Source organism: Tardiphaga sp., from assembly GCF_044340795.1.
GTDB lineage: Bacteria > Pseudomonadota > Alphaproteobacteria > Rhizobiales > Xanthobacteraceae > Tardiphaga.
On record NZ_JBIISY010000085.1, the window covers coordinates 1 to 24,673 of the forward strand.

General features: G+C 62.1%; 21 protein-coding genes. 3 read left to right on the plus strand and 18 right to left on the minus strand.

Features of this window, described 5'->3' with window-relative positions:
- The 12 genes from ACIQ17_RS15470 to ACIQ17_RS15525 form a co-directional block, all read right to left on the minus strand.
- Positions 1-2,614, minus strand: a 2,614-nt coding sequence (locus ACIQ17_RS15470) for an efflux RND transporter permease subunit (RefSeq protein ID WP_398469938.1), incomplete at its 3' end; no start/stop codon positions are given.
- Between the two features lie 18 nt (positions 2,615-2,632).
- On the minus strand, positions 2,633-3,820 hold the full coding sequence (locus ACIQ17_RS15475) for an efflux RND transporter periplasmic adaptor subunit (protein WP_398469957.1): 1,188 nt from the start codon (positions 3,818-3,820) through the stop codon (positions 2,633-2,635).
- A gap of 7 nt (positions 3,821-3,827) precedes the next feature.
- Entirely contained in the window at positions 3,828-4,541 is a 714-nt protein-coding gene (locus ACIQ17_RS15480; protein ID WP_398469939.1) for a TetR/AcrR family transcriptional regulator, read from the minus strand.
- Between the two features lie 569 nt (positions 4,542-5,110).
- Positions 5,111-5,311 (minus strand): hypothetical protein, encoded by a 201-nt coding sequence (locus ACIQ17_RS15485; RefSeq protein WP_398469940.1) that lies wholly within the window; start codon positions 5,309-5,311, stop codon positions 5,111-5,113.
- A 705-nt stretch (positions 5,312-6,016) separates the two neighbouring features.
- Positions 6,017-6,880: a sugar phosphate isomerase/epimerase family protein gene (locus ACIQ17_RS15490; protein ID WP_398469941.1), complete on the minus strand. Its 864-nt coding sequence runs from the start codon at positions 6,878-6,880 to the stop codon at positions 6,017-6,019.
- 2 nt (positions 6,881-6,882) lie between these two features.
- A complete protein-coding gene (locus ACIQ17_RS15495; RefSeq protein ID WP_398469942.1) occupies positions 6,883-8,079 on the minus strand; it encodes a dihydrodipicolinate synthase family protein in 1,197 nt (398 codons plus the stop codon).
- Positions 8,080-8,088: 9 nt separating this feature from the next.
- Positions 8,089-9,240, minus strand: a complete 1,152-nt coding sequence (locus tag ACIQ17_RS15500; RefSeq protein WP_398469943.1) for a Gfo/Idh/MocA family protein — start codon at positions 9,238-9,240, stop codon at positions 8,089-8,091.
- A gap of 2 nt (positions 9,241-9,242) precedes the next feature.
- Positions 9,243-10,646, minus strand: coding sequence for a hypothetical protein (locus ACIQ17_RS15505; RefSeq protein ID WP_398469944.1), 1,404 nt, complete (start codon positions 10,644-10,646; stop codon positions 9,243-9,245).
- Between the two features lie 4 nt (positions 10,647-10,650).
- Positions 10,651-11,508, minus strand: coding sequence for an ABC transporter ATP-binding protein (locus ACIQ17_RS15510; protein WP_398469945.1), 858 nt, complete (start codon positions 11,506-11,508; stop codon positions 10,651-10,653).
- Between the two features lie 21 nt (positions 11,509-11,529).
- On the minus strand, positions 11,530-12,522 hold the full coding sequence (locus ACIQ17_RS15515; RefSeq protein WP_398469946.1) for an ABC transporter substrate-binding protein: 993 nt from the start codon (positions 12,520-12,522) through the stop codon (positions 11,530-11,532).
- A gap of 70 nt (positions 12,523-12,592) precedes the next feature.
- On the minus strand, positions 12,593-13,402 hold the full coding sequence (locus ACIQ17_RS15520) for an ABC transporter permease (protein WP_398469947.1): 810 nt from the start codon (positions 13,400-13,402) through the stop codon (positions 12,593-12,595).
- A 295-nt stretch (positions 13,403-13,697) separates the two neighbouring features.
- Positions 13,698-14,357, minus strand: coding sequence for a TetR/AcrR family transcriptional regulator (locus tag ACIQ17_RS15525; RefSeq protein ID WP_398469958.1), 660 nt, complete (start codon positions 14,355-14,357; stop codon positions 13,698-13,700).
- A gap of 259 nt (positions 14,358-14,616) precedes the next feature.
- Here ACIQ17_RS15525 and ACIQ17_RS15530 point away from each other — a divergent pair, with 259 nt between their 5' ends.
- A complete protein-coding gene (locus tag ACIQ17_RS15530; RefSeq protein ID WP_398469948.1) occupies positions 14,617-15,378 on the plus strand; it encodes a sulfite exporter TauE/SafE family protein in 762 nt (253 codons plus the stop codon).
- Positions 15,379-15,388: 10 nt separating this feature from the next.
- On the opposite strand, the gene ACIQ17_RS15535 is transcribed toward ACIQ17_RS15530, so the two are convergent.
- Positions 15,389-16,234, minus strand: a complete 846-nt coding sequence (locus ACIQ17_RS15535) for a VOC family protein (protein ID WP_398469949.1) — start codon at positions 16,232-16,234, stop codon at positions 15,389-15,391.
- Positions 16,235-16,478: 244 nt separating this feature from the next.
- On the opposite strand from ACIQ17_RS15535, the gene ACIQ17_RS15540 reads away from it, so the two are divergent.
- Positions 16,479-17,369, plus strand: coding sequence for a sugar kinase (locus ACIQ17_RS15540; protein WP_398469950.1), 891 nt, complete (start codon positions 16,479-16,481; stop codon positions 17,367-17,369).
- 168 nt (positions 17,370-17,537) lie between these two features.
- Here the strand turns inward: ACIQ17_RS15540 and ACIQ17_RS15545 are convergent, their stop codons facing one another.
- Together ACIQ17_RS15545 and ACIQ17_RS15550 are read right to left on the minus strand one after the other, a co-directional pair.
- Positions 17,538-19,244: an IlvD/Edd family dehydratase gene (locus ACIQ17_RS15545; protein ID WP_398469951.1), complete on the minus strand. Its 1,707-nt coding sequence runs from the start codon at positions 19,242-19,244 to the stop codon at positions 17,538-17,540.
- 159 nt (positions 19,245-19,403) lie between these two features.
- Positions 19,404-20,222, minus strand: coding sequence for an NAD-dependent epimerase/dehydratase family protein (locus tag ACIQ17_RS15550; protein ID WP_398469952.1), 819 nt, complete (start codon positions 20,220-20,222; stop codon positions 19,404-19,406).
- A gap of 200 nt (positions 20,223-20,422) precedes the next feature.
- On the opposite strand from ACIQ17_RS15550, the gene ACIQ17_RS15555 reads away from it, so the two are divergent.
- Positions 20,423-21,388, plus strand: a complete 966-nt coding sequence (locus ACIQ17_RS15555) for an SMP-30/gluconolactonase/LRE family protein (protein WP_398469953.1) — start codon at positions 20,423-20,425, stop codon at positions 21,386-21,388.
- 2 nt (positions 21,389-21,390) lie between these two features.
- Here ACIQ17_RS15555 and ACIQ17_RS15560 read toward each other — a convergent pair whose 3' ends face one another.
- The 3 genes from ACIQ17_RS15560 to ACIQ17_RS15570 all read right to left on the minus strand — a co-directional run.
- Positions 21,391-22,515, minus strand: a complete 1,125-nt coding sequence (locus ACIQ17_RS15560; RefSeq protein ID WP_398469954.1) for a mandelate racemase/muconate lactonizing enzyme family protein — start codon at positions 22,513-22,515, stop codon at positions 21,391-21,393.
- Between the two features lie 102 nt (positions 22,516-22,617).
- Positions 22,618-24,048 (minus strand): aldehyde dehydrogenase family protein, encoded by a 1,431-nt coding sequence (locus ACIQ17_RS15565; protein WP_398469955.1) that lies wholly within the window; start codon positions 24,046-24,048, stop codon positions 22,618-22,620.
- A gap of 285 nt (positions 24,049-24,333) precedes the next feature.
- The coding region (locus ACIQ17_RS15570; protein ID WP_398469956.1) for an EamA family transporter at positions 24,334-24,673 on the minus strand (340 nt) is incomplete at its 5' end.

The window sequence follows — 24,673 nt, forward strand, 5'->3', positions numbered from 1 at the left end:
GGGGATCGCGGATCGACTCGAACTGCGCCGCCAGCACCAGGAAGATGATGATCAGCGCGAAGCCGAACGCCACCGCGAGCTGGTTGCCTTCCTGCACATACTGGCGGCTGTCAGCCAGATAGTCGTGGTTGAAGCCAGCCGGCAGTTTCTTCGCAGCACTTTCCAGGAAGTCCACCGCCTGACCGACGGTGACGCCCGGCATCGGAACGGCCTGGAAGGTCGCCGAGTTCAGCTGGTTGAAATGCGACAGCGCATTCGGGTTGGTGCCGGTCTCCACCTTCACCAGTGTCGACAGCGGGACCTGCTGGCCCGTGGCCGTCGGCACATAGTAGTTGGCCAGCGAATCCTGCGAGATGCGCATGCCGCGCGGCACTTGCGGGATCACCTGATAGGAGCGACCTTCGAGGTTAAAGCGGTTGATATAGTTGCCACCCAGCATCACGGCCAGCGTATTGCCGACGCTCTGCATGGTGACGCCGAGATCGTTGGCCTTCGAGCGATCAACGCTGACGCGCACCACCGGCTGGTTGAAGTCGAGATCGCTGTCCGAGACGATGAACAGACCGCTCTTCTGCGCCTCCGCCTTCAGCTTCACCATCTCCTCATAGACGGACTGGAAACTGCCCACGGTGTTGATCACCATCTGGATCGGCAGACCGCCGGGACCGCCCGGCAAAGCCGGCAGGTTGAAAGCGAAGGCATTGACGCCCTCGATCTTGCTGAGCTCGTTCTGCACGGGCTGCTTGAGCTGGTTGGTCGAACGCTTGCGCTCGTCCCACGGCTTCAGCAGCATGCCGGCGATGCCGTTGTTCGGGCCATTGATGCCATTGATGATGAAGCGCAGATCCGTTTCCGGGAACTGGGCAAACACCTTGTCCATCTTGTCTCCGTAGTAATCGGAGTAATCGATGTTGGCGTATTTCGGACCCTTGGTGATGGCGAACAGGATGCCCTGATCTTCCTCGGGTGCCAGCTCCTTGGACGTGTTCATATACATGAAGCCGACGAGGCCGAGGATGACCACCGCGAAAAGCCCGGTGATCGGGCGATAGTCCAGCGAGCGATCGAGCTGACGGCCATACCAGCGCGTGGTGGCGCCGAACACCTTGTCCACCTTCTTGGCAAACCAGCCCGGCTCTTCCTGCTTCAGCAGCACCGAGCACATCATCGGCGACAGCGTCAGCGCGATGACGCCCGACACGATCACCGAACCGGCGAGCGTGAAGGCGAATTCGCGGAACAGCGCGCCGGTGAGACCGCCGATGAAGCCGATCGGCGCATAGACCGCAGCCAGCGTGATGGTCATGGAGATGACCGGACCGATGATTTCGCGTGCGCCTTCCAGCGACGCTTGCACCGGTGACTTCCCCTCCTCCAGATGGCGATGGATGTTCTCCACCACCACGATGGCGTCGTCCACCACGAGGCCGATGGCGAGCACCATCGCCAGCAGCGTCAGCAGGTTGAAGCTGAAGCCGATCGCGAGCATGAAGCTGCAGACGCCGATCAGCGACAGCGGAATCGTCACCACCGGAATGATGACCGAGCGCAGCGACGCCAGGAACAGGAAGATGACGACCACGACGATCACCACCGCCTCGATCAGCGTATTGCGCACCTCCTCGATGGACGAGGTGATGAACTTGGTCGAGTCATAGGCCACCTTCATCTTCATCGACGGCGGCAGGTTACGCTCCAGTTCCGGGAACAGATCGCGCACGCCCTTGACGATGTTAAGCGGATTCCCCAGCGGCGTCGATTTGACGCCGATGAAGATCGCACGCTCGCCGCTGAAGGCGACCGACGCATCCGAGCTCTGCGCCGCCAGTTCGACGGTGGCGATGTCCTCCATGCGGACGAAACCGCCATCCTTCGCCTTGATGATCATCCGCTTGAATTCGCCGACATTCTGGAGGTCGGTATTCGCGGTGACGTTGGAGACGATGTAATAGCCCTTGGTCTGGCCCGCCGCTGCCTGGAAGTTGTTGCTGCGAATGGCATTGACCACGTCATCGGACGACACGCCGCGACCATTCATGCGGACCGGATCGAGCCACAGACGCATGGCAAAGGTCTGGCCGCCAAGGATTTCCGCATTGGCCACGCCGTCCACGGTCGACAGCACCGGCTGCACGGCGCGCGTCAGATAGTCGGAGATCGCCGAGCCGGAGAGTTCGTCGCTGGAGAAGCCGAGATACATGATCGCGGTGGTTTCGCCGGTCGATTTCAGGATCACCGGGTCATTGGCTTCACGCGGGATCAGATATTTGACCGAGTTGACCTTCGACAGCACTTCGGTGAGCGCCGCATTCGGATCGACATTCAGCTTGATATAGACCGAGATCAGGCTCTGGCCCTGGGTCGAGGCCGAGGTCATGTAGTCGATGCCTTCGGAGGCGGCGACGGCCTGCTCGATCGGCGTGGTGATGAAACCCTGCATCAGGTCCGGCGACGCGCCGGGATAGGCGGTCGTGATCGTGATCACCGTATTGGTGAGTTTTGGATATTGCCGGATCGGCAGGTCGAAAGCAGCCTTGAGGCCGATCAGGAGGATCAGCAGCGAGACCACCACCGCCAGCACGGGGCGCTTGATGAAGATATCCGTGAAGGACATGCGTGTGTGCTCCCGTCCTTAGTTCAGCGGCGGCTTGGCGGGAATCTTCGGCGGCGGATCGGACGAGATCTGCACCAAGGCGCCCGACTGCAGCTTGAGCTGGCCGACGGCGACGACGCGATCGCCGGCCTTCACGCCCTGGGTGATCACGGCGCGGCCATCGATGCGGTCGCCAGTGCGCACGAAGGTGCGGATGGCGTGAAGTTCGGTCTTGCCGTCCTCGAGCTTCTTCTCTTCCAGCAGATAGACGCTGTCGCCATAGAGCGTGTAGTCGACGGCGGTTTCCGGCACGGTGACGACGGCAGGCTTATCCGGAAGCACGACTGTCGTGGTCGCGAACATGCCGGGCTTCAGAATGCCTTCCGGATTCTGGATCGTCGCCTGCACGCGGATGTTGCGCGTATCGGCGGAAATCTGCGGCTCGATGGTCGTCAGCTTGCCCTCGAAGCTGCGGCCCGGATAGGCATCGACCTTGATGCGCACGATCTGGCCGACGGCGAGCTTGCCCGAATCCTTTTCGGTCACGGTGAAGTTGGCATAGACCGCCGACAGATCGGTGAGCGACACGATCTGCGTACCGGCGGTGAGATACTGGCCGACTTCAATGCGACGCGTTCCGAGCACGCCGTCGAACGCCGCGCGGACCTGCTTCTGCGAAATGACCGCTTCGGTCTTGGCGATGCTGGCCAGCGCCTGATCATAGACCGCCTGCGTGGTATCGACGGTCGCCTGCGGGCCGACCTGACGTTCGGCGAGCTGCTTGGCGCGATCGAGATTGATGCGCGCCACGGAGGCTGCCGCCTTGAAGTTGGCGAGATCGCCCTGCTCCGGCCCGTCGAACAGCTGCACCAGCGGCTGGCCCTTCTTCACGGTCGCGCCAGCCTGGAACATGATCTCGGTGACGCGGCCATTGGTGTCGGAGGACACATTGACCTGATGCACAGCGGCGAGATCGCCGACGGCGCCGATCAGGTTCGGCACCACTTCGGACTTCGCCTCGGCAATGCTCACATTGATCGGCGGCGGCTTCATATTGGCGAAGAACTGCTTGATCATGCTGGCACGGAAGGCATTGAAGCCGACGATGCCGCCCACCAGAATGGCCAGCAGAATGCCGATGATGATGAACCACTTCACCGTGCGTGGACGCTTGCGCGGCTTCTCGACGGACGGGTGCTGCTGCGCAGTGTGCGGATTTTGAGTCATTGTCATCTTATGCGCTTTCTGTCGTGGTCGCGTGCGCCGGCATCAGTTCAGGCGGCAGCGCGCGGTGTATATGCGATGCGATGGCATCGTCGTTCAGTCCGATCCCGCGAAGGATGAATTCGGTGAGTTGCAGATCGAGGCTTTCTGCCTTGCCGTAAGAGAGACTTGGCACGGTCGGCAGCAGCGACAGCGAGGTGGTCATCGCCGCGTGATGCGCGAACCAGAACAGATTCATCGGTGCCTGTGATGATGCGCGCGCATCGCCCGTCTTGACCGCCTGCTCATACGCGGCGACGAAAGCCGAGCCGATGATGCCGGCGATCTTCTCGTGCATCAGGCGCGCGAATTCGCCGTCATTGAGATAGCTGATCGTGACCAGACGCAGGCGCTGCGCTTCCTCGTCGTCATCGTCCTGCTGGCGAGCGATCTCGAGAAAGTGTCGCACCATCTCGCGGATCAGGATCACCAGGGTTTCGGTCGAGGCCGGCAGATCAAGCAGCCGGTTGAGCGCCGGATCGGCCTTGCATTCCTCAGCCAGGATCTCGGCATAGAGCGCCGACTTGGTGGGGAAATGCTTGAACAGCAGCCCTTCTGAAATCGATGCGGCGGCGGCCACGCTCTTGGTCGTGGTGCCGGCAAAGCCGTTATGCGCAAAGCAGCGCTTCGCGGCTGACAGGATCAGTTCGCGCCGGAGATCATGGGTCATGCGGAGAGTCGTCATGGCGGCGTGAGTAAGCGCTCACCATTGTTCCTGTCAATGAATTGGTGCGTTGCATCAGGGGATTTACCGGGGGTGGTATCCGGGGAGCCACAGTGCGGCGAACCCGCGGCGCCAAGGACGTCCGCGGGGATAAGCGGATCTCCCCTCGCGTCAGGAGGGACGCGCAGCGCTCGTCAACGCGTGGCGGGTCGATGGGACGTGATTAGCGACGCCTACCAGTCAAATAAATCTCATTAATATCAATGCATTACCGATAAGAGTAGGAGGTTTTCTGCAGGTCGAATGACTGTTCTTCCAGTCATGGACGCACCTCCCTTTGGATTGCCTTGCGAAACCTCGGAAAGCCAAGCTCTTCGCCTCACCCGCACGCGTCCAACAGCGCGGTAAGGGCGGCCCATATCGCGACAATCCAGCAAGTTTCTTGGCCGCTTCGGTATCTCGATATTCACCGCAATTGGCACCGCCTTTGGCCGGCATCCACCTGGCGGGACCGGAGCCACCGCTTGTGCTTGTCGGCCTCGTGTCGGATCGCGCGTGCGTGTCCCCGCAGATCCTCGTGCGGAGAGCGCCTACTTCGGCCCCTGCCCCACGATGCGCCGCATATCGCGCTCGATACTCAAGCCTTGCAGCCGGATGCACGAGTCAAGCCGCGCCTTGAAGCGCCTGGCGCGGTCGAGCCTGCTGCCCTGGATCATCACGATGAGCTGGTCAGTGAGGGTCGAACACTTGGCCAGGCGCGGATCATTGGCCTGCGCCGACGAAGGCAGCACGATGCATCCCAAGGCCAGCGCCGCGACAATTCCGGCTCGGGCAAAATTCAAAGACATCGCAACGGACCCATATGGTGACTACTGACGCCTAAATCGCCACGATCCAGAACAGCCACGACCAGCGCACCGCGCAGCAGACTTCAGCGCTGCTTCAACTGGCGCGCTTCTCACCTTTGACGGCCGAGCCTCCAAATGATGGCTGATCCGGTTTCCGATGCGCGACAGCTTCTGGTTATTTCGTCGGGTCGATATTGGCCAGCGTATCTGTCGTGCTTCCGCATCTCGGGCACGCGAATGTGCGGATCTCGAGATTGGGTTTGGCGGGAGAGCGTCGCGCAAAAGCCATGACCGCGCCGCATCTTGCGCAAGTGGGGCGCTTGATCTCCGCCCCTGAAGCGGTAGGACCATCGGACGATGCCATCGGTAGCTCCCCGTCAATCAAGCGGGGCACGGCACTGTCAAAGCCATCAAATGTTATGGGCCGTGCGACACGAAAAACTTAGCGACCGAGGCAGAAAATGTCGGTCCGATACCCGACACTTCGAGCAAAAAGCCCCGTACTCCCAACCTTTTGAGAGACGACAAACGAAGTTGCGCGTCGTGCCATATGAACTTGCGCGCAACCGAGCGCGGGAGATCCCCTCGCCCCCGCAGGCGCCGCGCTTCATCCCGCTCGAAAGCGAGCGGGACTAGAGGGGTTGTGGCTCACACCACCGTTTTATGCCGCTCGATGCAGGTCTGTAGCACCTCATCCATCGGCTTGCTCCACCAGTGCTCCGAGAATATCTCGATCTCGGAGTAGCCGGCAAAGCCCTGCGCTTCCACGGCCGCGCGTGCAGCTTTGATGTCGATGACGCCGTCGCCCATCATGCCGCGGTCGTTGAGGATGTCCTTGGTCGGCACCAGCCAGTCGCAGACATGGAAGGCGTGCAGACGGTCCTGCCCGGCCCGTTCGATCTGGCCGAGCATCTGCGGGTCCCACCAGATGTGATAAACATCAAGCGCGACGCCGAGCATGCCGGTGCGGTTGGGGTCGAGGCGGTCGCAGATGTCGAGTGCCTGCTCCGTGGTGTTCACGCAGGCGCGGTCGGCGGCGTAGGCGGGATGCAGCGGCTCGATGGAGAGCGGCATGTTTGCCTGCTTCGCATAGTCGAGCATCGCGGCAATGCCGTCATCGACCTGGTTGCGGGCATCGATGATATCTTTTGACGTCACGCTGCCTGGCCGCGAATATTGCGGCAGGCCGCCGACGACGAGCACGATGCAGGGCGAGCCCAACGCCACGGCTTCATCGACGCAGCGCCTGTTGTCGTCGCGCTCGGCCTGCCGATGCGCGGCGTCGGACACGAACATGCCGCCGCGGCAATAGCCGGACAGTTCGAGATCGTGGTCCTTCACGGCCTTCACGGCGCGGTCGAGCCCGACATGCGCGACCTGATCGCGCCATGGCGAGACGCCGCGGATCTTGTGACGGGCACACGCCTCGGCGATGGCGACGAAATCGCCCTGCTTGCGGACCGTCGCTGTATTCAGCGACAGCCAGCGATGATCTTTCGAGAAATCGCGCATGATCAGGCGTCGATCCCGCGCGTGGCCATGACCGACTTCATCCGCGCAACGGCCAATTCCGGATTGGCGAGCAGGCCGGCCTTGTCGGCCAGGCGGAACAGTTCGGCGAGATGCTGGGTCGAGCGCGTGCTTTCCTGGCCGCCGATCATGGTGAAGTGATCCTGATGGCCGTTGAGATAGGCCATGAAGACGATGCCGGTCTTGTAGAAGCGGGTCGGCGCCTTGAAGATGTGACGCGACAGCGGCACGGTCGGGCCGAGCACATCGTGGAAACCGGCTTCATCGCCTGCTGCGAGACGCGACAGCGCATAGGATGCGGCCGGCGCGATGGCATCGAAAATGCCGAGCAGCGCGTGGGAATAGCCCTTGTCGTCGCCGGCGATCAGTTCGGCATAATTGAAGTCGTCGCCGGTATACATCTTCACTTCCGGCACCAGACGGCGGCGCATGTCGATCTCGCGCTGCGCATCGAGCAGCGAAATTTTTACGCCATCGACCTTGGCGGCGTTGCGATTGATGACATCGGTGGCGGTGTCCATCGCCAGGCCCAGATCCGACGTGCCCCAGTAACCGGTAAGAGCGGGATCGAACATGTCGCCGAGCCAGTGGATGATCACCGGGTTCGCCGACTGCGACAGGATGCGGTCATAAACTTTTGCATAGTCGTCGGCATTCTTGCCGATCTTGGCCAGCGCACGCGACGCCATCAGGATGATGCGGCCGCCGACCTTCTCGATGGCTTCGAACTGCTGTTCATAGGCCTTGATGACATCGTCGATCGACTTGGCATCTTCCACAGCGAGATGATCGGTGCCGGCGCCGGAGAACACGAGACCGTTACGCGGCTTGGCAGCCGCGACGGAGCGCGTGATGAGTTCGAGTGAAGTGGGCCAGTCCAGACCCATGCCGCGCTGGGCGGTGTCCATGGCTTCGGCAACGCCGAGGCCGAGATCCCACACATGCTCACGGAACGCGATGGTCTTATCCCAATCGATCGCCTGATTGAGCCACGGATCGCATTCGGCGAGCGGGTCGGCCACCACATGCGCCGCCGAGAAAGCGACGCGGTTGAGCGTGCCGCTGAGCTTGGCCGGGAACGAACGCGAGGCTGCAAGACGATAGGTCTCGATGCTGCGGTCCGCGGTCGGCAATTTGAGCGACAGCGATGAGCCGGTGGTGGACTGGACTGGCTTATTCATGACGAGACCTCAGACCTTGAGTGCGGGAACGTCGACCCAGCGACGCTCCTTCCAGCTCTGCAGCGCGGCTTCCACCGTCTGCACGCCCTTGGCGCCTTCCAGCAGCGTGTACTTGTAGGGCGCGTCCTCGCAGACGTGGCGGATGAACATTTCCCACTGCACCTTGAAGCCGTTGTCATCGACGGTGTTGTCGGGGACCTTCTGCCAGTCGGCATAGAAGTCGTGGGTGCGCTTCTCGTCGGGATTCCAGACCGGACGCGGCGTCGCCTGACGGGCCTGGATCACGCATTCGGTAAGACCGGCCACAGCCGAACCATGGGTGCCGTCGACCTGGAAGGTGACGAGATCATCGCGATAGACGCGCGTGGCCCAGGACATGTTCATGTGGGCGATGACGCCGCCCTTGAGCTTGAAGGTGGCATAGGCGCTGTCGTCGGCCGTCGCCTTGTATTCCTTGCCCTGCTCGTCCCAGCGCGCCGGGATATCGGTGGTCCCCAAGCAGGTGAGGCTCTCGACTTCACCGAACAAATTGTCGAGCACGTAACGCCAGTGGCAGACCATATCGAGGATCATGCCGCCGCCGTCTTCAGCACGGTAATTCCAGGACGGACGCTGGGCTTCCTGCCAGTCGCCCTCGAACACCCAGTAGCCGAACTCGCCGCGCACCGAGAGCATGCGGCCGAAGAAACCGCTGTCACGCAGCATCGCCAGCTTCTTCAGGCCGGGCAGGAACAACTTGTCCTGCACCGTGCCATGCTTGAGGCCCTTGGCATTGGCGACCTTGATGACGTCGAGGGCTTCGGCGAGGTTGGTCGCGATCGGCTTCTCGCAATAGATGTGCTTGCCGGCGGCGATCGCCTTCTGCAGCAGGCCAGGACGCGCCTGGGTGGTGGCAGCATCGAAGAAGATGGTGTCGTTCGGATCCTGCAGCGCCTTGTCGAGATCGGTGGTCCAGCGCTCGATGCCGAAACGCTTGGCGAGGCCTTCGATCTTCTCGGCATTGCGGCCGACCAGGATCGGATCCGGCATCATGCGATCGCCGTTCTTGAGCGTGACGCCGCCCTGTGCGCGGATCGCGACGATCGAGCGGATCAGGTGCTGGTTGAGACCCATACGGCCGGTGATGCCGTTCATGATAATGCCGAGGCGGTGGACAGCCATAGTCAGGACTCCTGGAGGACTTTTGGTTCGGGGACTGCGAGCGGCGTCAGTGCCGTCCAGTCCGGATGTGCGCCGGATGCGAATCCGGGAGTGGTGAGCGATCCCGTGAGGAGATCGCCGTCATTGATCTGCAGGCGGATGAAATCTTCATCGCGGCTGTAGAGATCGGGATGAGCTTGCAGGAAGGCTTCGGCCTCGCCTGCCGGTGCGAAGCCAAAGCCATCGACGTAATGATGGCCGTTGCGCTCGGCATGGGTGACGCCGATCAGCGCACCGAGCGCGAGATCCTGCTGCACGCCGAGGCCGGCCTGGCAGGTGAGATCCTCGCCAGTGATGAAATGCGGCGTGCCCTGCGCGCTCCACGCCGCGGCGCGGGTGGCATTGGCAATGGACTTGTAAAAGCCCTTGCAGGATTTTGAGGAGATGCCGCGATAGCCGAGCTCCTTCGCAGCGGGAAAGGCATCCCAGCTGTCGTCCGCCTCGTCGATGATGAAGGCGCGGGAGCTCAGGAGACCGAGCGGCTGCTCGCGCGTGATATCGCGCGGCATCGGCTGCTCGATATAGAGCAGTTTCGATGCGATCGGCGCCAGCGCGGCGTCCTTGTCGAGGCGATCGACCAGCGTGCAGAGCGCTTCGAGATCGGCATATTGCTCGTTGGCGTCGAGCGTCACCTGATAGTCGTAAGGCAGCGTTGCGAGCGCGTTGCCGATCCGCGTCAGGCGCTTTGCATCGGCATCGGGATCGCCGTTCATCTTCAGCTTGAAATAACGCGCGCCTGAATTCTCCGAGGGATCGGCGACGCCGCCCTCGCCTTCGATCACGTCATCGAGACCGACCGTGTGGCGCAGCGCGACGCGCGGGAGGCGCTCGCGGCTGGCCAGGAAAGTCGCGATGTCATCGGCGCCGAGATCGGGCGCTAGACGCGACGTGAGGCCGGCGACATTGGCCTTCATGCCGGAGAAGAAATCGGTGCCGAGACCGCGGAGCAAGGCGTCGAGGACGGCCTTGTCGATTTCCGCGGGACCGAAGCATGCAGCGAGCGGCGGGATGTCGCGCGCGGCGCAAGCGCTCATCTGCGCGCCAATGCAGGCGGCATGCAGGCCGAAGGCGGTGATGAAGCCGGATTGCGCGCGATAAAGATCTTTCGCAATCATCAGCGACTGACGCAGCTCGTTCACCGTGTCATCGGTGGCGAGATGCGGCCGCTTGTCGAACCATTTTGGCACCATCAGCTCGGCGGAAGCGCCGACGAAGACACCCCTGCCCTCGACTTCGAGCTCGACGCGTACAAAAGCCTGCGACGCGGCATGCACCGTCACGCTGCCGAAGCGAAACGGCCGCACGAACGCCGTCGGGCGCTCGAACAGCGTGATGTCGCGCAGGGCTATGCGTGGTGCAGTGGTCAACGGCTTAGTCCAGCGCGCTGTTGGTCATGAAATGCTTGCGGATGCGGGCGACCAGATCGGTGAAGATCGGGTTCGACATCACATCGAGATTGCGGTCGCGGCCAAGCGGCACGTCATAGATCGCCGCGATGCCACCGGGGCGCTCGGTCATGACAAGCACCTTGTCGGCGAGGAACACTGCTTCCGGGATCGAATGGGTGATGAGCAAGATGGTCTTGCCGGTCCGGCGCTGGATGCGCGACAGCTCGACATTCATCTTCTCGCGCGTCATGGCGTCGAGCGCACCGAAGGGCTCGTCCATCATCATGATCTTGGGATCATGAACCAGCGCACGGCAGATCGAGGCGCGTTGCTGCATGCCGCCGGAGAGCTGCCAGGGCAGCTTCTTCTCGAAGCCTTCGAGGCCGACCATCTTCAGCAGTTCTTTGGCGCGCGGGATGTATTTTTCGCGCTTCTCGCCCTTCATATCGATGGGCATCAGCACATTGTTCAAAATGTTCCGCCACGGCAGCAGCAGCGCATTCTGGAACACGATGCCGACATCGCCATGGGGCTCGGTGACCTTGTTGCCATCGACGCGGATTTCGCCCGTGGTCGGCGCCAGCAGGCCCGAGATCATCTTGAGCAGCGTGGACTTGCCGCAGCCAGACGGGCCGACCACGACGAAGAACTCGCCGTCATTGATGTGGAAGTCCAGGGGACGCAGCGACTGCACCTTGCCGTCGCCGGTCCCGTAGGTTTTTGAGACGCCGGAGAGATTGATCCCCGACGCCGCGTTTTGCGGCTGCTCCGACACGACACGAAGATGCGCGCTGGGTTGATCGACGCTCATATGGCTCGTGGCTTTCATCGTTGCAGTCATCAGGCGTCCTAACTTTCGTGCTTACTTCGGCAGATAGTCGTTGGTGTAGAAGGCCTTCGGATTGTCCTTCGCCTTCGCTTCCAGACCACCGTACTCGACCATTAGTTCCACCGACTCCTTCATGTTCTGGTCGGTGACGCTGAACACCGGCTTGGCCTTGGTTTCGGGCGTCTTGTAGAACTGTGTGGTGAGTTCGAAGCCCTGCGTCAGGGTATCGATCTTGCCGCCCTTCGGATTGGCATCGAGGATCGACTGCGCTGCGACCTTCGGCTCCTTCTGGGCTTCTTCCACCGACTTGATGGTCGCCTTCATGAAGCGCTTGACCAGATCCGGATTGGCCTTGGCCCAGTCGGTGTTGGCGATGATGCCCGAAGAGACGAGATGGATGCCGTAGTCCGCGAACTTGATCGCATTGACGTCCTTGCCGGTGGCGTCCTTGATCTTCATGGACTGATCCATGACGTAGCCGAGCAGCACGTCAGCCTGGCCGTTGATCACGGCGTTCAGCTTGGTCTGCGCGTCGCCGGCAACTGTCTTGAGATCGCTTTCCTTGAGGCCAGCCTTCTTGAGGAACAGCGGCCAGATCTGGCTCAGCGCGTCGGCCGGCGTGACTGCGACGGTCTTGCCCTTGAGGTCTTCGGCCTTCTTGATGTTCTTGTCGACAAACCCCATGGCGGACATCGCCGTGGTCTGCAGCAGCACGCCGGTGGCGATCACAGGAGCGCCCTTGACGGCGGCGCGCATCATGGTCGGGACGTCGGCATAACCGAAATTCACGGTCTTGGCGGCGACGGCCTGCACGGTGGCAGCCGAACCACGGCCTTCCTGGATGTCGAGATCGATGCCTTCAGCCGCATAGATGCCCTTGGCCTTGCCGTAATAGAACGGCGCGTGCTCGCCATAGACATACCAGTTGAGCATCAGCGTCACCTTGTCGGCAGCGGCGGCCGGCGCGGTGAAGGCGATCGTCGCCGCGATCGCGGCAGTAGATACGGCGGTAACCCATTTCAGCATAGTCAGCCTCCCTTTGAAGCAGGTGAAGGCGGCCCGTTCAGCCGGGCCGCATTTGGAGTTTGGCGTCAAATCAAGACGCGACGAAAACATCAGCGCGATGGCTGACGTGCCACGGAATCGCAATCCGCTCGATGCGATCGACGATCCAGAACAGGATCACGCCGAGCAGTGCGAGAATGACGAGCGCTGCAAACATGGTCGGCAGATCGAAGGTGCCGATCGAGCGTTGCAGTACATAGCCGATGCCGGAATTGGAGCCGACGAATTCGCCCACCACCGCGCCGACCACGGCGAGCGTCACCGAAACCTTGAGGCCCGAGAAGATCGCCGGCAGCGCATGCGGCAAGTTCACCGCGCAGAACACACGGACGCGACTGCCCTTCATGGCGCGGGCGAGATCGACCATGTCGGGATCGACGGACTTGAAGCCCTGCACAGCGGACACGACCACCGGGAAGAAGCCAAGCAGGAAGGCCGAGATGATTTTTGGAATGATGCCGAAGCCGAACCACACGACGAACAGCGGCGCGATGGCGACTTTCGGGATCGACTGCGAGAACACCAGCAGCGGATAGATATAGCTCTCCACCGTACGCGAGCCGGCGATCAGCATCGCGATCGGAATGCCGAACACGGCCGAGGCCAGGAAGCCGAGCAATGTCGCATAGGTCGTCGGCCACGACTGCGACAGCAGCTCGGGCCAGTCGGTGTAGAGCACCTTCACCACGTCCATCGGCGCCGGGATCTGATAGGCCGGAATGCCGAAGATGCGGATCGAGAGATCCCAACTGACGATGATGAAGATCAAAAAGATGAACGGGCGCAGCCATGAGGAATTCAGCAGTCTGGTCACTGCCCCCGGCGCCTTTTTCTCACTCACGCGTTTCGTCTCCCAGTTGCCGGCTTCGCGGTCGCAATTAACTCGTTGGATAAATACTAGCCAGGGCGGTTGCGTTGTCAATCGGGTGATCAACTAAGAGAAATAGTGCTGTCATTTCAGTTGGTTTTGAGAAAAGCCGCTGTGGACAGGCGCAGTTTGCGGTCACAAAAACGCCGCCGTCTGGCCGGCAGCGCGACCTGCCTGCCATCGCGCGAAGCGCGGCGACGGAGGCGTGCCGGCCATCATATGCAAGACACTCGATGGAGCGTCCGCTGCGCTCTGCTCGCCCTGCGGATCAGGCGCTGTGCCGGACTTGCGCGGTGCCTAGCACCGCCTTCGGTAGCGGAATCTCCGCCGCCGAACGGCCTGTCAGCGCACCCAGTATGAGCGACACCATATGCGCCAGACGCTCGTCCTTGGCGTCCTTGGCGAGCAGATCGCGGCCGAAGATCACGCTCAGCGTGGCATTGTTGCCGATGTAGAAGAAGCTCAGTCCGGCGATGGAGATGTAGAGCTGCACCGGGTCCATCGCGACCTTGAAGTCACCGGACGCCACGCCGCGCAGCACCACTTCGCGGATCATTTCCACGAAGGGCGAATGCATCGACTTCACCTTGTCCGAACGCTTGATGTGCCGGGCGCGCTCCAGATTTTCGGTGTTCAGCAGCGCAAGAAATTCCGGATTACGGATGAAATAGTTCCAGGTGAAAGTGATCAGGCTCTCGATCGCTTCCGGCGGATCGAGATGTTCGAGATCGAGTGTACGCTCCTCGGCACGGATCTTGGCATAGGTGCCTTCCAGCACCGCCAGATAGAGATCATCCTTCTTGCCGACATGGTAATACAGCATGCGCTTGTTCGCGCCGGCAGCGGCGGCAATGCGGTCGACCCGCGCACCGGCCAGCCCCCGCGCAGCAAACTCCTTGGTGGCAGCTGCGAGAATGCGCAGCCGCATGCCTTCGGGATCGCGCTGCCACCGCGTGGCCTTGCCCGCTTTGGTCGATCGTGTCTTGATCGGCTGCCTGGTTGTTTGTTTCTTGGCCAAACGTCTTCCCTGTCGCTCACCGGGATGATGGATCACGCCGGCAACCTCAACGGCTGTAGCATGAGGTTGCAGCATTGAGAATGGCTTGGCTTCTGGCGTGTATGCACAAACATCCGTCGCCTTTTAACGGTGGCACCGCTATCACAGCGCGACCCAACCGGATTCCGCAGTGCCCACCATCATCACCGACCCTTTCTTCTATGTCGTCGCCATCCCGGCGGTGCTGTTCCTCGGCCTGTCCAAGGGCGGCTTTGCTGGTGTTGGCATCGCCGCGACGCCGCTGCTGGCGCTGTATCTGCCGCCGCTGGAAGCTGCGGCGCTGCTGCTGCCGGTGCTGATCACGCAGGACCTGATCTCGCTCTACGTCTTCCGGCGCGAATGGGACGCTTCGAATTTGAAGATCATGCTGCCCGGCGCACTCATCGGCATGGCTGTCGCCTGGCTGTTTGCATCCTATATCTCGGACAATGCGGTGCGCATTACCGTCGGTCTGATCGGCCTCATCTTCGTCATCGATGTCTGGCGCAAGCGCGCGCAGATCGAGCCACGCCGCATGGGCCCGGCTGGCGGCGTGTTCTGGGGCGCCGTCTCGGGTTTCACGTCCTTCATGACCCAGGCGGGCGGCCCGCCGTTCCAGGTCTATGTGCTGCCGCAGCGATTGCCGAAGATGGTGCTGGTGGGAACCATGACGATCTTCTTCGCCATCGTGAACGCGCTGAAGATCGGCCCCTATCTGGCACTCGGCCAGTTCAGCACCGCGAATTTCGCGACATCGCTGCTGCTGCTGCCCGCTGCCGTGATGGCGAATTTCTTCGGCATCTGGCTGGTGAAGCGCACGCCCACCGATCTGTTCTACAATATCGCCTATGCCATGCTGCTGGTGATCTCGGTGGTGCTGCTCTGGCAGGGCGTATCGCATTTCGTGCGGTAGCGCGAGAACGTCACCCTTCTTTCTCCGTCCGCTCGATCAGCAGCGTCGGAATTCCCAGCGTGCCGTCACGCAGGCTGGCAACGCGGGTACCGGGCTTGCGGCCGTTGCGGACCTCGGAGATGGTGACATGGGCGGCGAGCAGGCGCTCGCGCACGGCGTCGATATCCGCAACGCGCCAGGTCATGCCCCACAGCACGTCGTGATGGACATCACCTTCATTATGCGGCCGCTGCACCACCTCGACGATCAGGTCGCCGCAGCGGAAAAACATCAGGTGCCCCCACTCGGGATTCGAGCGATCCAGCGCGAGATCGAGGCCAAGCCGCGCGCCGTAAAGCGCCGCGGCACGTTCGGGATCGTGGGTGGACACCACGATGTGGTCGAGGCCGATGATCGGGCTGTCACTCGTGCTGGTCGAGACCTCGCGTTCGCCGTTCAGTTCGAGGAAGAACTGGCGCACGCCGCGGGTCTGGTCGGTCGCTGCACGGGTACGTCTCCACGACAAGACAGCGCCGGTGTCGCGGTCCCTGCTCTCGACCTCTGTGATGGGCTCCGGCTTCAAGGCCACGCGATCGAGGCGGCGATGCATCTTCGCGATATCCGCGGTGGCGAAGCAGATGCTGGCGAGTGACCCGCCGCTTTCCGGCAGCACGGCCCGGATGCGGGTTGCTGCCGTGCCCTCGCCTTGCGGTGCCATCAGTTCGACGGACATATTTGCGAGTGTGAAAATCGCGAGCTCGGCGCCCTCGCTGGTGCTGCGCCAGGATGGTTTTCGCGCGAACAATGTCTGATAGGTGGCGATGCCTGCCTCCAGATCGTCCAGCAGAATGACGACATGATCGAGCCCGGTGATCATCGCTTGCTCCTTCCCGTTTCTTATCCGCCCACTATGCCAGCCTTTGCGGCCGGCCGGTCAAGACGACGCAGGCGCTTTGCGCGATTTGCCCCAGTGTGGCCATGCCTGCGGCACAGACAGGGGCGCGGGACGATCTTCTGGCACCGCACAATTTCGCTGGCAGGCGGCACCGCCGCTGTTAAGCTGCCGGTGTGGCCGATGTCGGCGGCCGCACCGCCATCACTCTGACGCGACGGACGGATTCATGAAAGCGCTCTTTATCGGACAGACCTATATCGACGTCACCTTCATCACCGACCACATGCCGACCGGCGACGAAAAACATGTCGCCTCCGACTATGCCGTGTCTTTCGGTGGCAATGCCGTCACCGCGGCCTTCGCCTGCGCCAAGCTGGGCATCGTGCCTGACCTGATCGCCACCGTGGCCAATGACTGGCTCGGACGCATGTTCATGGACATGAGCGCGAAGTACAATATCGAGATTCATCCGCGCAAGGTGGCATCGTCGTCGCTGTCCTTCATCATGCCGAAGGACGGCAAGCGCGCCATTGTCCGTTGTCGTGACGACGAGCATATCCATCCCTTCCCGCTTCTGAATCTGGGCGCCTGCCGCGCGCTGCATGTGGACGGGCATCAGCCGGATGCAGCGATCCACTATGCGAAACTGTGCAGGGAGGCCGGCATCCTGACGTCGCTGGATGGCGGCGGGTTGCGGACCAATACGCATGAGCTGCTGGAATATATCGACGTCGCCATCGTCGCCGAACGCCTGTGCGAGCAGATGGACCTGACGCCGGAGAAGATGCTGGACTATCTCAAGGGCCGTGGCTGCCGTGTCGGCGGCGTCACGCTCGGTGAGCGCGGCCTGCTCTGGTATGATGAAGCGGGCACCGTTCATACGCAGTCCGCCTACAAGATCCCGCGTGACAAGGTGATCGACACCAACGGCGCCGGCGACGTGTTTCACGGAGCCTATGTGTATTCGTATCTTGCGAACCCCAGTGCAAGCTGGTCGGAGCATTTCCAGTTCGCGCGCGCGGCGTCGACACACAAGATCCAGAAGCTGGGCAATGAAGCGGGCTTGCCGACACTGGCGGATATCGCAGCGGTGAAGGCGGCGTTCGAGAAGGTGTAGCTATCGACGCTTCGTCTTCCCTTCTCCCCTTGTGGGAGAAGGTGGCTTCGCGAAGCGAAGACGGATGAGGGGTAACCGCGGGCTCGGAGCTTGTGGCTACCCCTCACCCGTCTCGAACGCTTTGCGTTCGATCCACCCTCTCTCACAAGGGGAGAGGGAAGTAAGAGCCTACGTCTTCCCCTCACCGGTCATGAAATCGAAATCGCAGCCTTCATCGGCCTGCGTGATGGTTGTGTGAAACAGATGCGCGTAGCCGCGCTTCGCCCAGTCTGGCGTCACCACCGGCGGCAATGCGGCACGACGCTTTTCGAGTTCGGCGTCATCCACCAACAGATCGATCGACCGTTTCGCCACGTCCAGCCGGATCATGTCACCATTCTGCACCAGCGCCAGCGGGCCGCCCACGGCGCTCTCCGGCGTGATGTGCAGCACGATGGTGCCGAAGGCGGTGCCACTCATGCGCGCGTCCGAGATGCGCACCATGTCCTTCACGCCACCGCGGGCGAGCTTCTTCGGGATCGGCAGATAGCCGGCCTCTGGCATGCCCGGCGCGCCCTTGGGGCCTGCATTGCGCAGCACCAGCACGTCGTCGGCATTCACATCGAGATCGGGATCATCGACGCGGTTGGTCATGTCCTCGACGGATTCGAACACCACGGCGCGGCCGGTGTGCTGCAGGAGCTTCGGCGAGGCCGCTGCGTGCTTGATGACGGCGCTGCGCGGCGCGAGATTGCCGTGCAGGATCGCGAGACCGCCCTCGCGCTTGATCGGATTATCCTTTGAGCGAATGACGTCCTGCCCCGGCACATCCTCGGCCTTGGCAACGATCTCGCGCAAAGTCTGGCCAGTAACGGACCTCGCATCGAGATCGATGAGATCGCCAAGCTGCTCCATCAGCTTGGGCACGCCACCCGCATGGTGGAAGTGCTCCATATAGTGATCGCCCGACGGCTTCAGATCGACCAGCACCGGCACGTCGCGGCCGAGATCGTCGAAGGCACCGAGATCGATGCGGTTCGGCGTGCGATTAGCCATGGCGGTGAGATGGATCAGGCCATTGGTGGACCCACCGATCGCCTGTAGCACCACCTGCGCATTGCGGAACGACCCCGGGGTCAGGAATTCGCTCGGCTTCGGTCCCTTGTTCTTCGCCAGCTCCGCAGCGACCTTGCCACTGGCTTCAGCGGAACGGAAACGCTCGGCATGCGGCGCCGGAATGGTTGCGCTCATGGGCAGCGACAGGCCCATTGCCTCGGTGATGCAGGCCATGGTGGAAGCCGTGCCCATCACCATGCAGGTGCCGACGGAGGGCGCGAGGCGCGCATTCACATCGTCGATTTCCTGCTGGTCGATCTCGCCGGCGCGGAACTTGCCCCACATGCGGCGGCAATCGGTGCAGGCGCCGAGCACCTCGCCTTTGTGATGGCCGACCACCATGGGACCAACGGGGATCACCACCGTGGGCAGATCGACGGAAAGCGCCGCCATGATCTGCGCCGGCAGCGTCTTGTCGCAGCCGCCGATGACGACCACCGCATCCATCGGCTGGGCACGGATCATCTCCTCGGTATCCATCGCCATCAGATTGCGCAGATACATGGAGGTCGGGTGCGCAAAGCTCTCGCCGATGGAGATGGTAGGGAACACCATCGGCAGCGCGCCGGCCAGCATGACGCCGCGCTTCACCGCCTCGATGATCTGCGGGGCATTGCCATGGCAGGGGTTGTAATCGCTGTGCGTATTGGTGATGCCGACAATGGGGCGATCGAGCGCATCGTCGGAATAGCCCATGGCCTTGATGAAGGCCTTTCGCAGGAACAGCGAAAACCCGGCATCGCCATAACTCGTGAGTCCCTTGCGCAATCCGTCGGCCATGTGCGTTCCCGCTGCTTGTTTTGAATGGTTCTTATGAAGCCGCGGGAGCGGATGTCAATGCGAGGCTTGTAGGGTGGGCAAAGCGCAGCGTGCCCACCTTCCCCAGCCGTGCATTTGGAGGTGGGCACGCTGCGCTTTGCCCACCCTACGATTTCGGCTCTATTTCGGTTGCCAGATTTTACTGAAATCTCCCGAGAACTCGGCACTGCAAAACGCGCCGCCCTGGTAGAAATCGCCGACTGGATCGGGCTTCAGCTTCACCTGTTCCGCCATCGCGTGTTCGCGATGATCCTCGCCCTTCCCGGTCGGGCGATAGCCGAGTTCGTAGGCGCGCGTATTGTCCCACCAGCCGCGCTCGTTATATGACGCGCCATAGAGTACCTCGAAATGAATGTCGGGATGCTCGATGCCGATCCGGCAGAGCTGCACCAGATCCTCCGGCTTCAGCCAGATCGACAGCCGTCGCTTGTCGAGCGGGATATCGCCGAAATTGCCGATGCGCAGGCAGGTGACCGATAGGCCATGTTTGTCTGCATAAAGCGCCCCCAATGCCTCGCCGAACACCTTGCTGACGCCATAGCGGCTGTCCGGGCGTGCGGTGACACCCGGCGGGATTTTACTGTGGCGCGGATAGAAGCCGACGGCATGGTTCGACGAGGCGAATACGATCCGCTTCACGCCCTTCTTGCGCGCGGCCTCGAACAGATTGTAGCAGCCGATGATATTGGCTTGCAGGATCGTGTCCCATGGGCCTTCCACCGAGAAGCCACCGAAATGCAGAATGCCATCGACGCCTTCGCAGATGGCTTCCACGGCCGCGAGATCGGCGAGATCGGCCTGCTTGAACGTCTCGCTGGATCGAAGGTTCGACGGTGTGTTGAGGTCGCTCAGCATGAGATCGGGATAGATCGGTGGCAGGAGTTCACGCAAGCGCGTGCCGATCCCACCCGATGCGCCTGTCATCAAGATCCTGGGCATTCCGTCCCTCACGCTGCTTGTCATTCGTTGCAACGAGTATGGCGCGCGCGGAATAGCGGGACAAGCCGTCTCATTCTCACAATGTCGTCGGTCAGGTCGGATCGCGACGGGCCAGCATTGAGGGCCCGACATTGCCACCTCCTGTTGCCGATGCTAGCAACTGTGTCTGAGGAAACGGCAACAAACATAACGAGACGCGAATGTCCCACCACGCGCCACATACCGCTGGCTGGCAGCCGGCGAGTTATTATCCCGATCCCGCCATCCACGTCCTCGATCCCCGCTTCGAAAAATACTGGGTCAAGCTTGGCGCTATCGAGCGCATCGCCACCGGCATGCGCTGGGCGGAAGGCCCGGTCTATTTCGGCGATGGCCGCTATCTGCTGTGCTCGGACATTCCGAACAACCGCATCATTCGTTGGGATGAAGAGACCGGCGCCGTCAGCGATTTCCGCAGGCCATCGAACTACGCCAATGGCAATACGCGCGACCGTCAGGGCCGCCTGATCACCTGCGAACATGGCCGCCGCATCACACGCACTGAATATGACGGCAGCATCACCGTGCTGATGGACAGTTTCGACGGCAAGAAGCTGAACTCACCGAATGACGTGGTAGTGAAGTCGGATAACTCGATCTGGTTCACCGATCCGCCCTTCGGCTTGATGAGCGACTATGAAGGCAACAAGGCGCCATCGGAGATCGGGCAGAACATCTATCGCATCGATGGCGATACGCTGCAGGCGACCATCGTCGCCGATGACGTGCTCGGCCCCAATGGCCTCTGCTTCTCGCCGGATGAAAAGCTGCTCTATGTGGTGGAATCGCGCGGCGTGCCGAACCGCAAGATCCTCGCTTACGATCTGTCCGCGGATGGCCGGACGCTGAACAGCAAGCGCGTGCTGATCGATGCCGGCCCCGGCACGCCCGATGGCATGCGCTGCGACAGCGACGGCAATCTGTGGTGCGGCTGGGGCATGGGCACCCCGGAACTCGATGGCGTGATGATCTTCGCGCCGGACGGAGCGCCGATCGGCCGGATCGCTTTGCCGGAGCGTTGCGCCAATGTGTGTTTCGGAGGTCCCAAGCGCAATCGGCTGTTCATGGCTTCGAGCCAGTCGATCTATGCGATCTATGTGAATGCGCAGGGCGCACTCGGCGGCTAGGCTCACATCGTCCGATATTGCGCGATTGCGGCAAGGTCGGGCTCGATACCCAGGCCCGGCTCATCCGAAAGAATGATCATTCCGTCGCGGACCTGCGCGACGGGACCGCAGAAGCGATCCCGCAGCGGGTTATCGTTACTGTCGATTTCGAGCAGACCGTCACCGCCTGCGGCAGCGAGAAGATGAGCCGAAGCGAGCAGGCCAACGCCGCCGCCGAGATAATGAGGGCAGTAAAGCCGCCCAGCTGCCAACGCAGTGCGCGCCACTGCGAGACAGGCCGTGATGCCACCCCATTTGGCTACATCCGGCTGGATGACCCGCAACGCGCCTTCTGACAGTGCATTGTCGAATGCTTCGACGCTCGCGATGTTTTCGCCACCAGCCAGCGGCGGCGCCGTGACCTCTCGCAACCTGTGCCATTCGCTCCACGGACGGTCGGCGCGCAACGGCTCCTCCAGCCAGGCAAGATCAAATGCGTCGAGCTGCGGAGCCAGTTGCATGGCCTGCTCCAGCGTCCAGCCCTGATTGACATCTGCCGCAAGCATCATGCCACCGGCGGCATGGCGGAGATCGCGAAGATTAGCGAGATCGCCAGCGGGATCGAAACCGATTTTGAGCTTGAAGGCACGGTGGCCTTGGGCCTGCATCCGCTCCATCGTGGCAACGCAGCCGTCGGGATTGATGCCGCTGGCGTAAACCCGCATCTGCGATGATGTTCCGCCAAGCATGCGCCAGAGCGGAACACCCGCGCGTTTTGCGAGCAGATCCCATAATGCGATGTCCACGGCGGCCAGCGCCTGAGCGAACGGCCCCTGCTCGCCCGACTGCAGCGCCAATGTGCTAAAGCGAGCGCTGAGTTCGTTGAACATCACACCGGCACTGGAGATACGTTGCCCCACCACCAGCGGCGCGATGATCTCGTTGACGATGCGCGTGCGGTGCTCGGCACCAACGGAAGGAAAGTTCGACCAGGCCTCGCCCCAGCCGACTTGCCCATCCTCGTCCTCGACCCGCACGAACACGGCCGGACGATTAACCATGCTGCCGAACGACGTGACGACCGGCACAGCCAGCGGATAGCGAAAACAGAATGCCTGAAGACTGCGGATGATCGGAGCGTGTGTCATGAACGATGTCCTCTCGAAGTGTGCGAGGCAGCCTCCAACAAAAACGCCGGAGCTTTCGCCCCGGCGTTTTCAGTCACGAAGCTTTCGCTTCGAAACGCGGTCTTACGCCGCGTCGTAGCCTGCGATGGCCTTGACCTCGAGGAAATCCTCGAGACCCGCCTTGCCCCATTCACGGCCGTTGCCGGACTGCTTGTAACCACCGAACGGCGCGGTGCGGTCGTTCGGGGCGCCCTGCAGATTGACGTTGCCGGCGCGGATACGGCGACCGAACTTGCGGGCGGACTCAATGGTGTCGGCCGAGACATAGCCGGCCAGACCGTAAGGCGTGTCATTGGCGATGCGGAGCGCGTCGGACTCATCCTTGGCACCCATGATCACGAGCACCGGCCCGAAGATTTCCTCGCGGGCGATGGTCATGTTCTCGGTGACGTCGGCGAAGATCGTCGGACGGACATAGAAGCCCTTGTTGACGCCGTCCGGCAGGCCGGGGCCGCCGGCGACCAGCGTGGCGCCTTCCTCGATGCCCTTCTGGATCAGGCCCTGGATCTTGTCCCACTGGCCGCGATTGACCACCGGGCCGATCACGGTGCCATCGGCACGCGGATCACCGGCCTTGGTCTTGTCGGCCTGGGCCTTGGCGATGGCGGCGATCTCCTTCATCGCGCCCTGCGGCACGATCATGCGCGACGGCGCGTTGCACGACTGTCCGGAATTGTTGAACATGTGCGCGACACCACCGGTGACGGCCTTCACGAAATCAGCGCCCTCGAGGATCACGTTCGGCGACTTGCCACCGAGCTCCTGGCTGACGCGCTTGACGGTGTTGGCGGCGCGCTTGGCGACGTCGATGCCGGCGCGGGTCGAGCCGGTGAACGACACCATGTCGATATCCGGATGCTCGCTCATGGCGACGCCGACCTCAGGGCCGAGGCCGTTGATCAGGTTGAACACGCCCTTCGGCACGCCGGCTTCGTGCATCACTTCCGCGAAGATCAGCGCCGAGGTCGGGGTGAATTCCGACGGCTTCAGGATCATGGTGCAACCGGCAGCGATCGCCGGCGCGACCTTGCAGGCGATCTGGTTGAGCGGCCAATTCCACGGCGTGATCATGCCGACGACGCCGATCGGCTCCTTGGTGATGACCGCCTGATTGTGCTTCTCGTCGAACTCATAGCTCTTGAGCACGTCGAGGGTCGCGGTCAGATGGCCGAGACCGGCGCCCGCCTGCAGGCGCTCGGCCATTGGCAGCGGGGCGCCCATTTCGTCCGACACCGACGCGCCGATGTCCTTGATGCGGGCCTTGTAGGCGGTGATGATCTTTTCGAGCAGCGCGACGCGCTCTTCGCGGGTGGTCTGCGAGAAGGTCTCGAAGGCGCGCTTGGCAGCCGCGACCGCCTTGTCCACGTCGGCCTTGGAGCCGAGGGCAACTTCATACATCGCTTCTTCGGTCGCCGGGTTGACGACGGGCGTCGACTTCTTGACGGCGGGATCGACCCAGGCGCCGTCGATGTAGAATTGCAGGCGGTTGACCATTGGTAACCTCTTTGAATTGCGGAAGCGTTTTTGTTGAGCGCCAGTGCAGACGGGTATGGGCAGACAGGTCGTGTGGGACAGCGGCCTGCGCGGCAAGCAACCTTGCGCGATCATTCCGCCATTGAGCCCGCCATGCACGGGTGTCGCGTGGATGCGACAGACGGCATTTAAGTGCACCGAGGTGGCAGGAGCAAGGCCTGCCACATTGTGCATATTCCAAATTCAAAAATGCCGCAGCTCGCGCCTTCGCCGCCGCGCGTGTGCATTGCAGCAATTGCGCTTTGTCTAGCGCGGCTTGCCCAGCACTGTCACCGGCGCGTCCGGATCTGCCTCGTCGTCGGCCATGGCCGAGATCGGTGACATCGGCGTGTCGCGGAGGCGCTTCAGGCCGAGATGACGCTCGCGCAGGATGACGAAGATGCCGGCAGCCGCAACGATAATGGCGCCGATCACGACATAGATGGTCGGCACTTCGCCAAACATCCAGAATCCGAGCAGGAAGGCCCATAGCATCGCGGTGTAGTCGAACGGCGCCAAGAAAGACGCGGGCGCGTAGCGATAGCTCTCCGTGAACAGCATCTGGCCGAGACCGCCGAAAATGCCGATGCCGATGAGCAACGTAAGC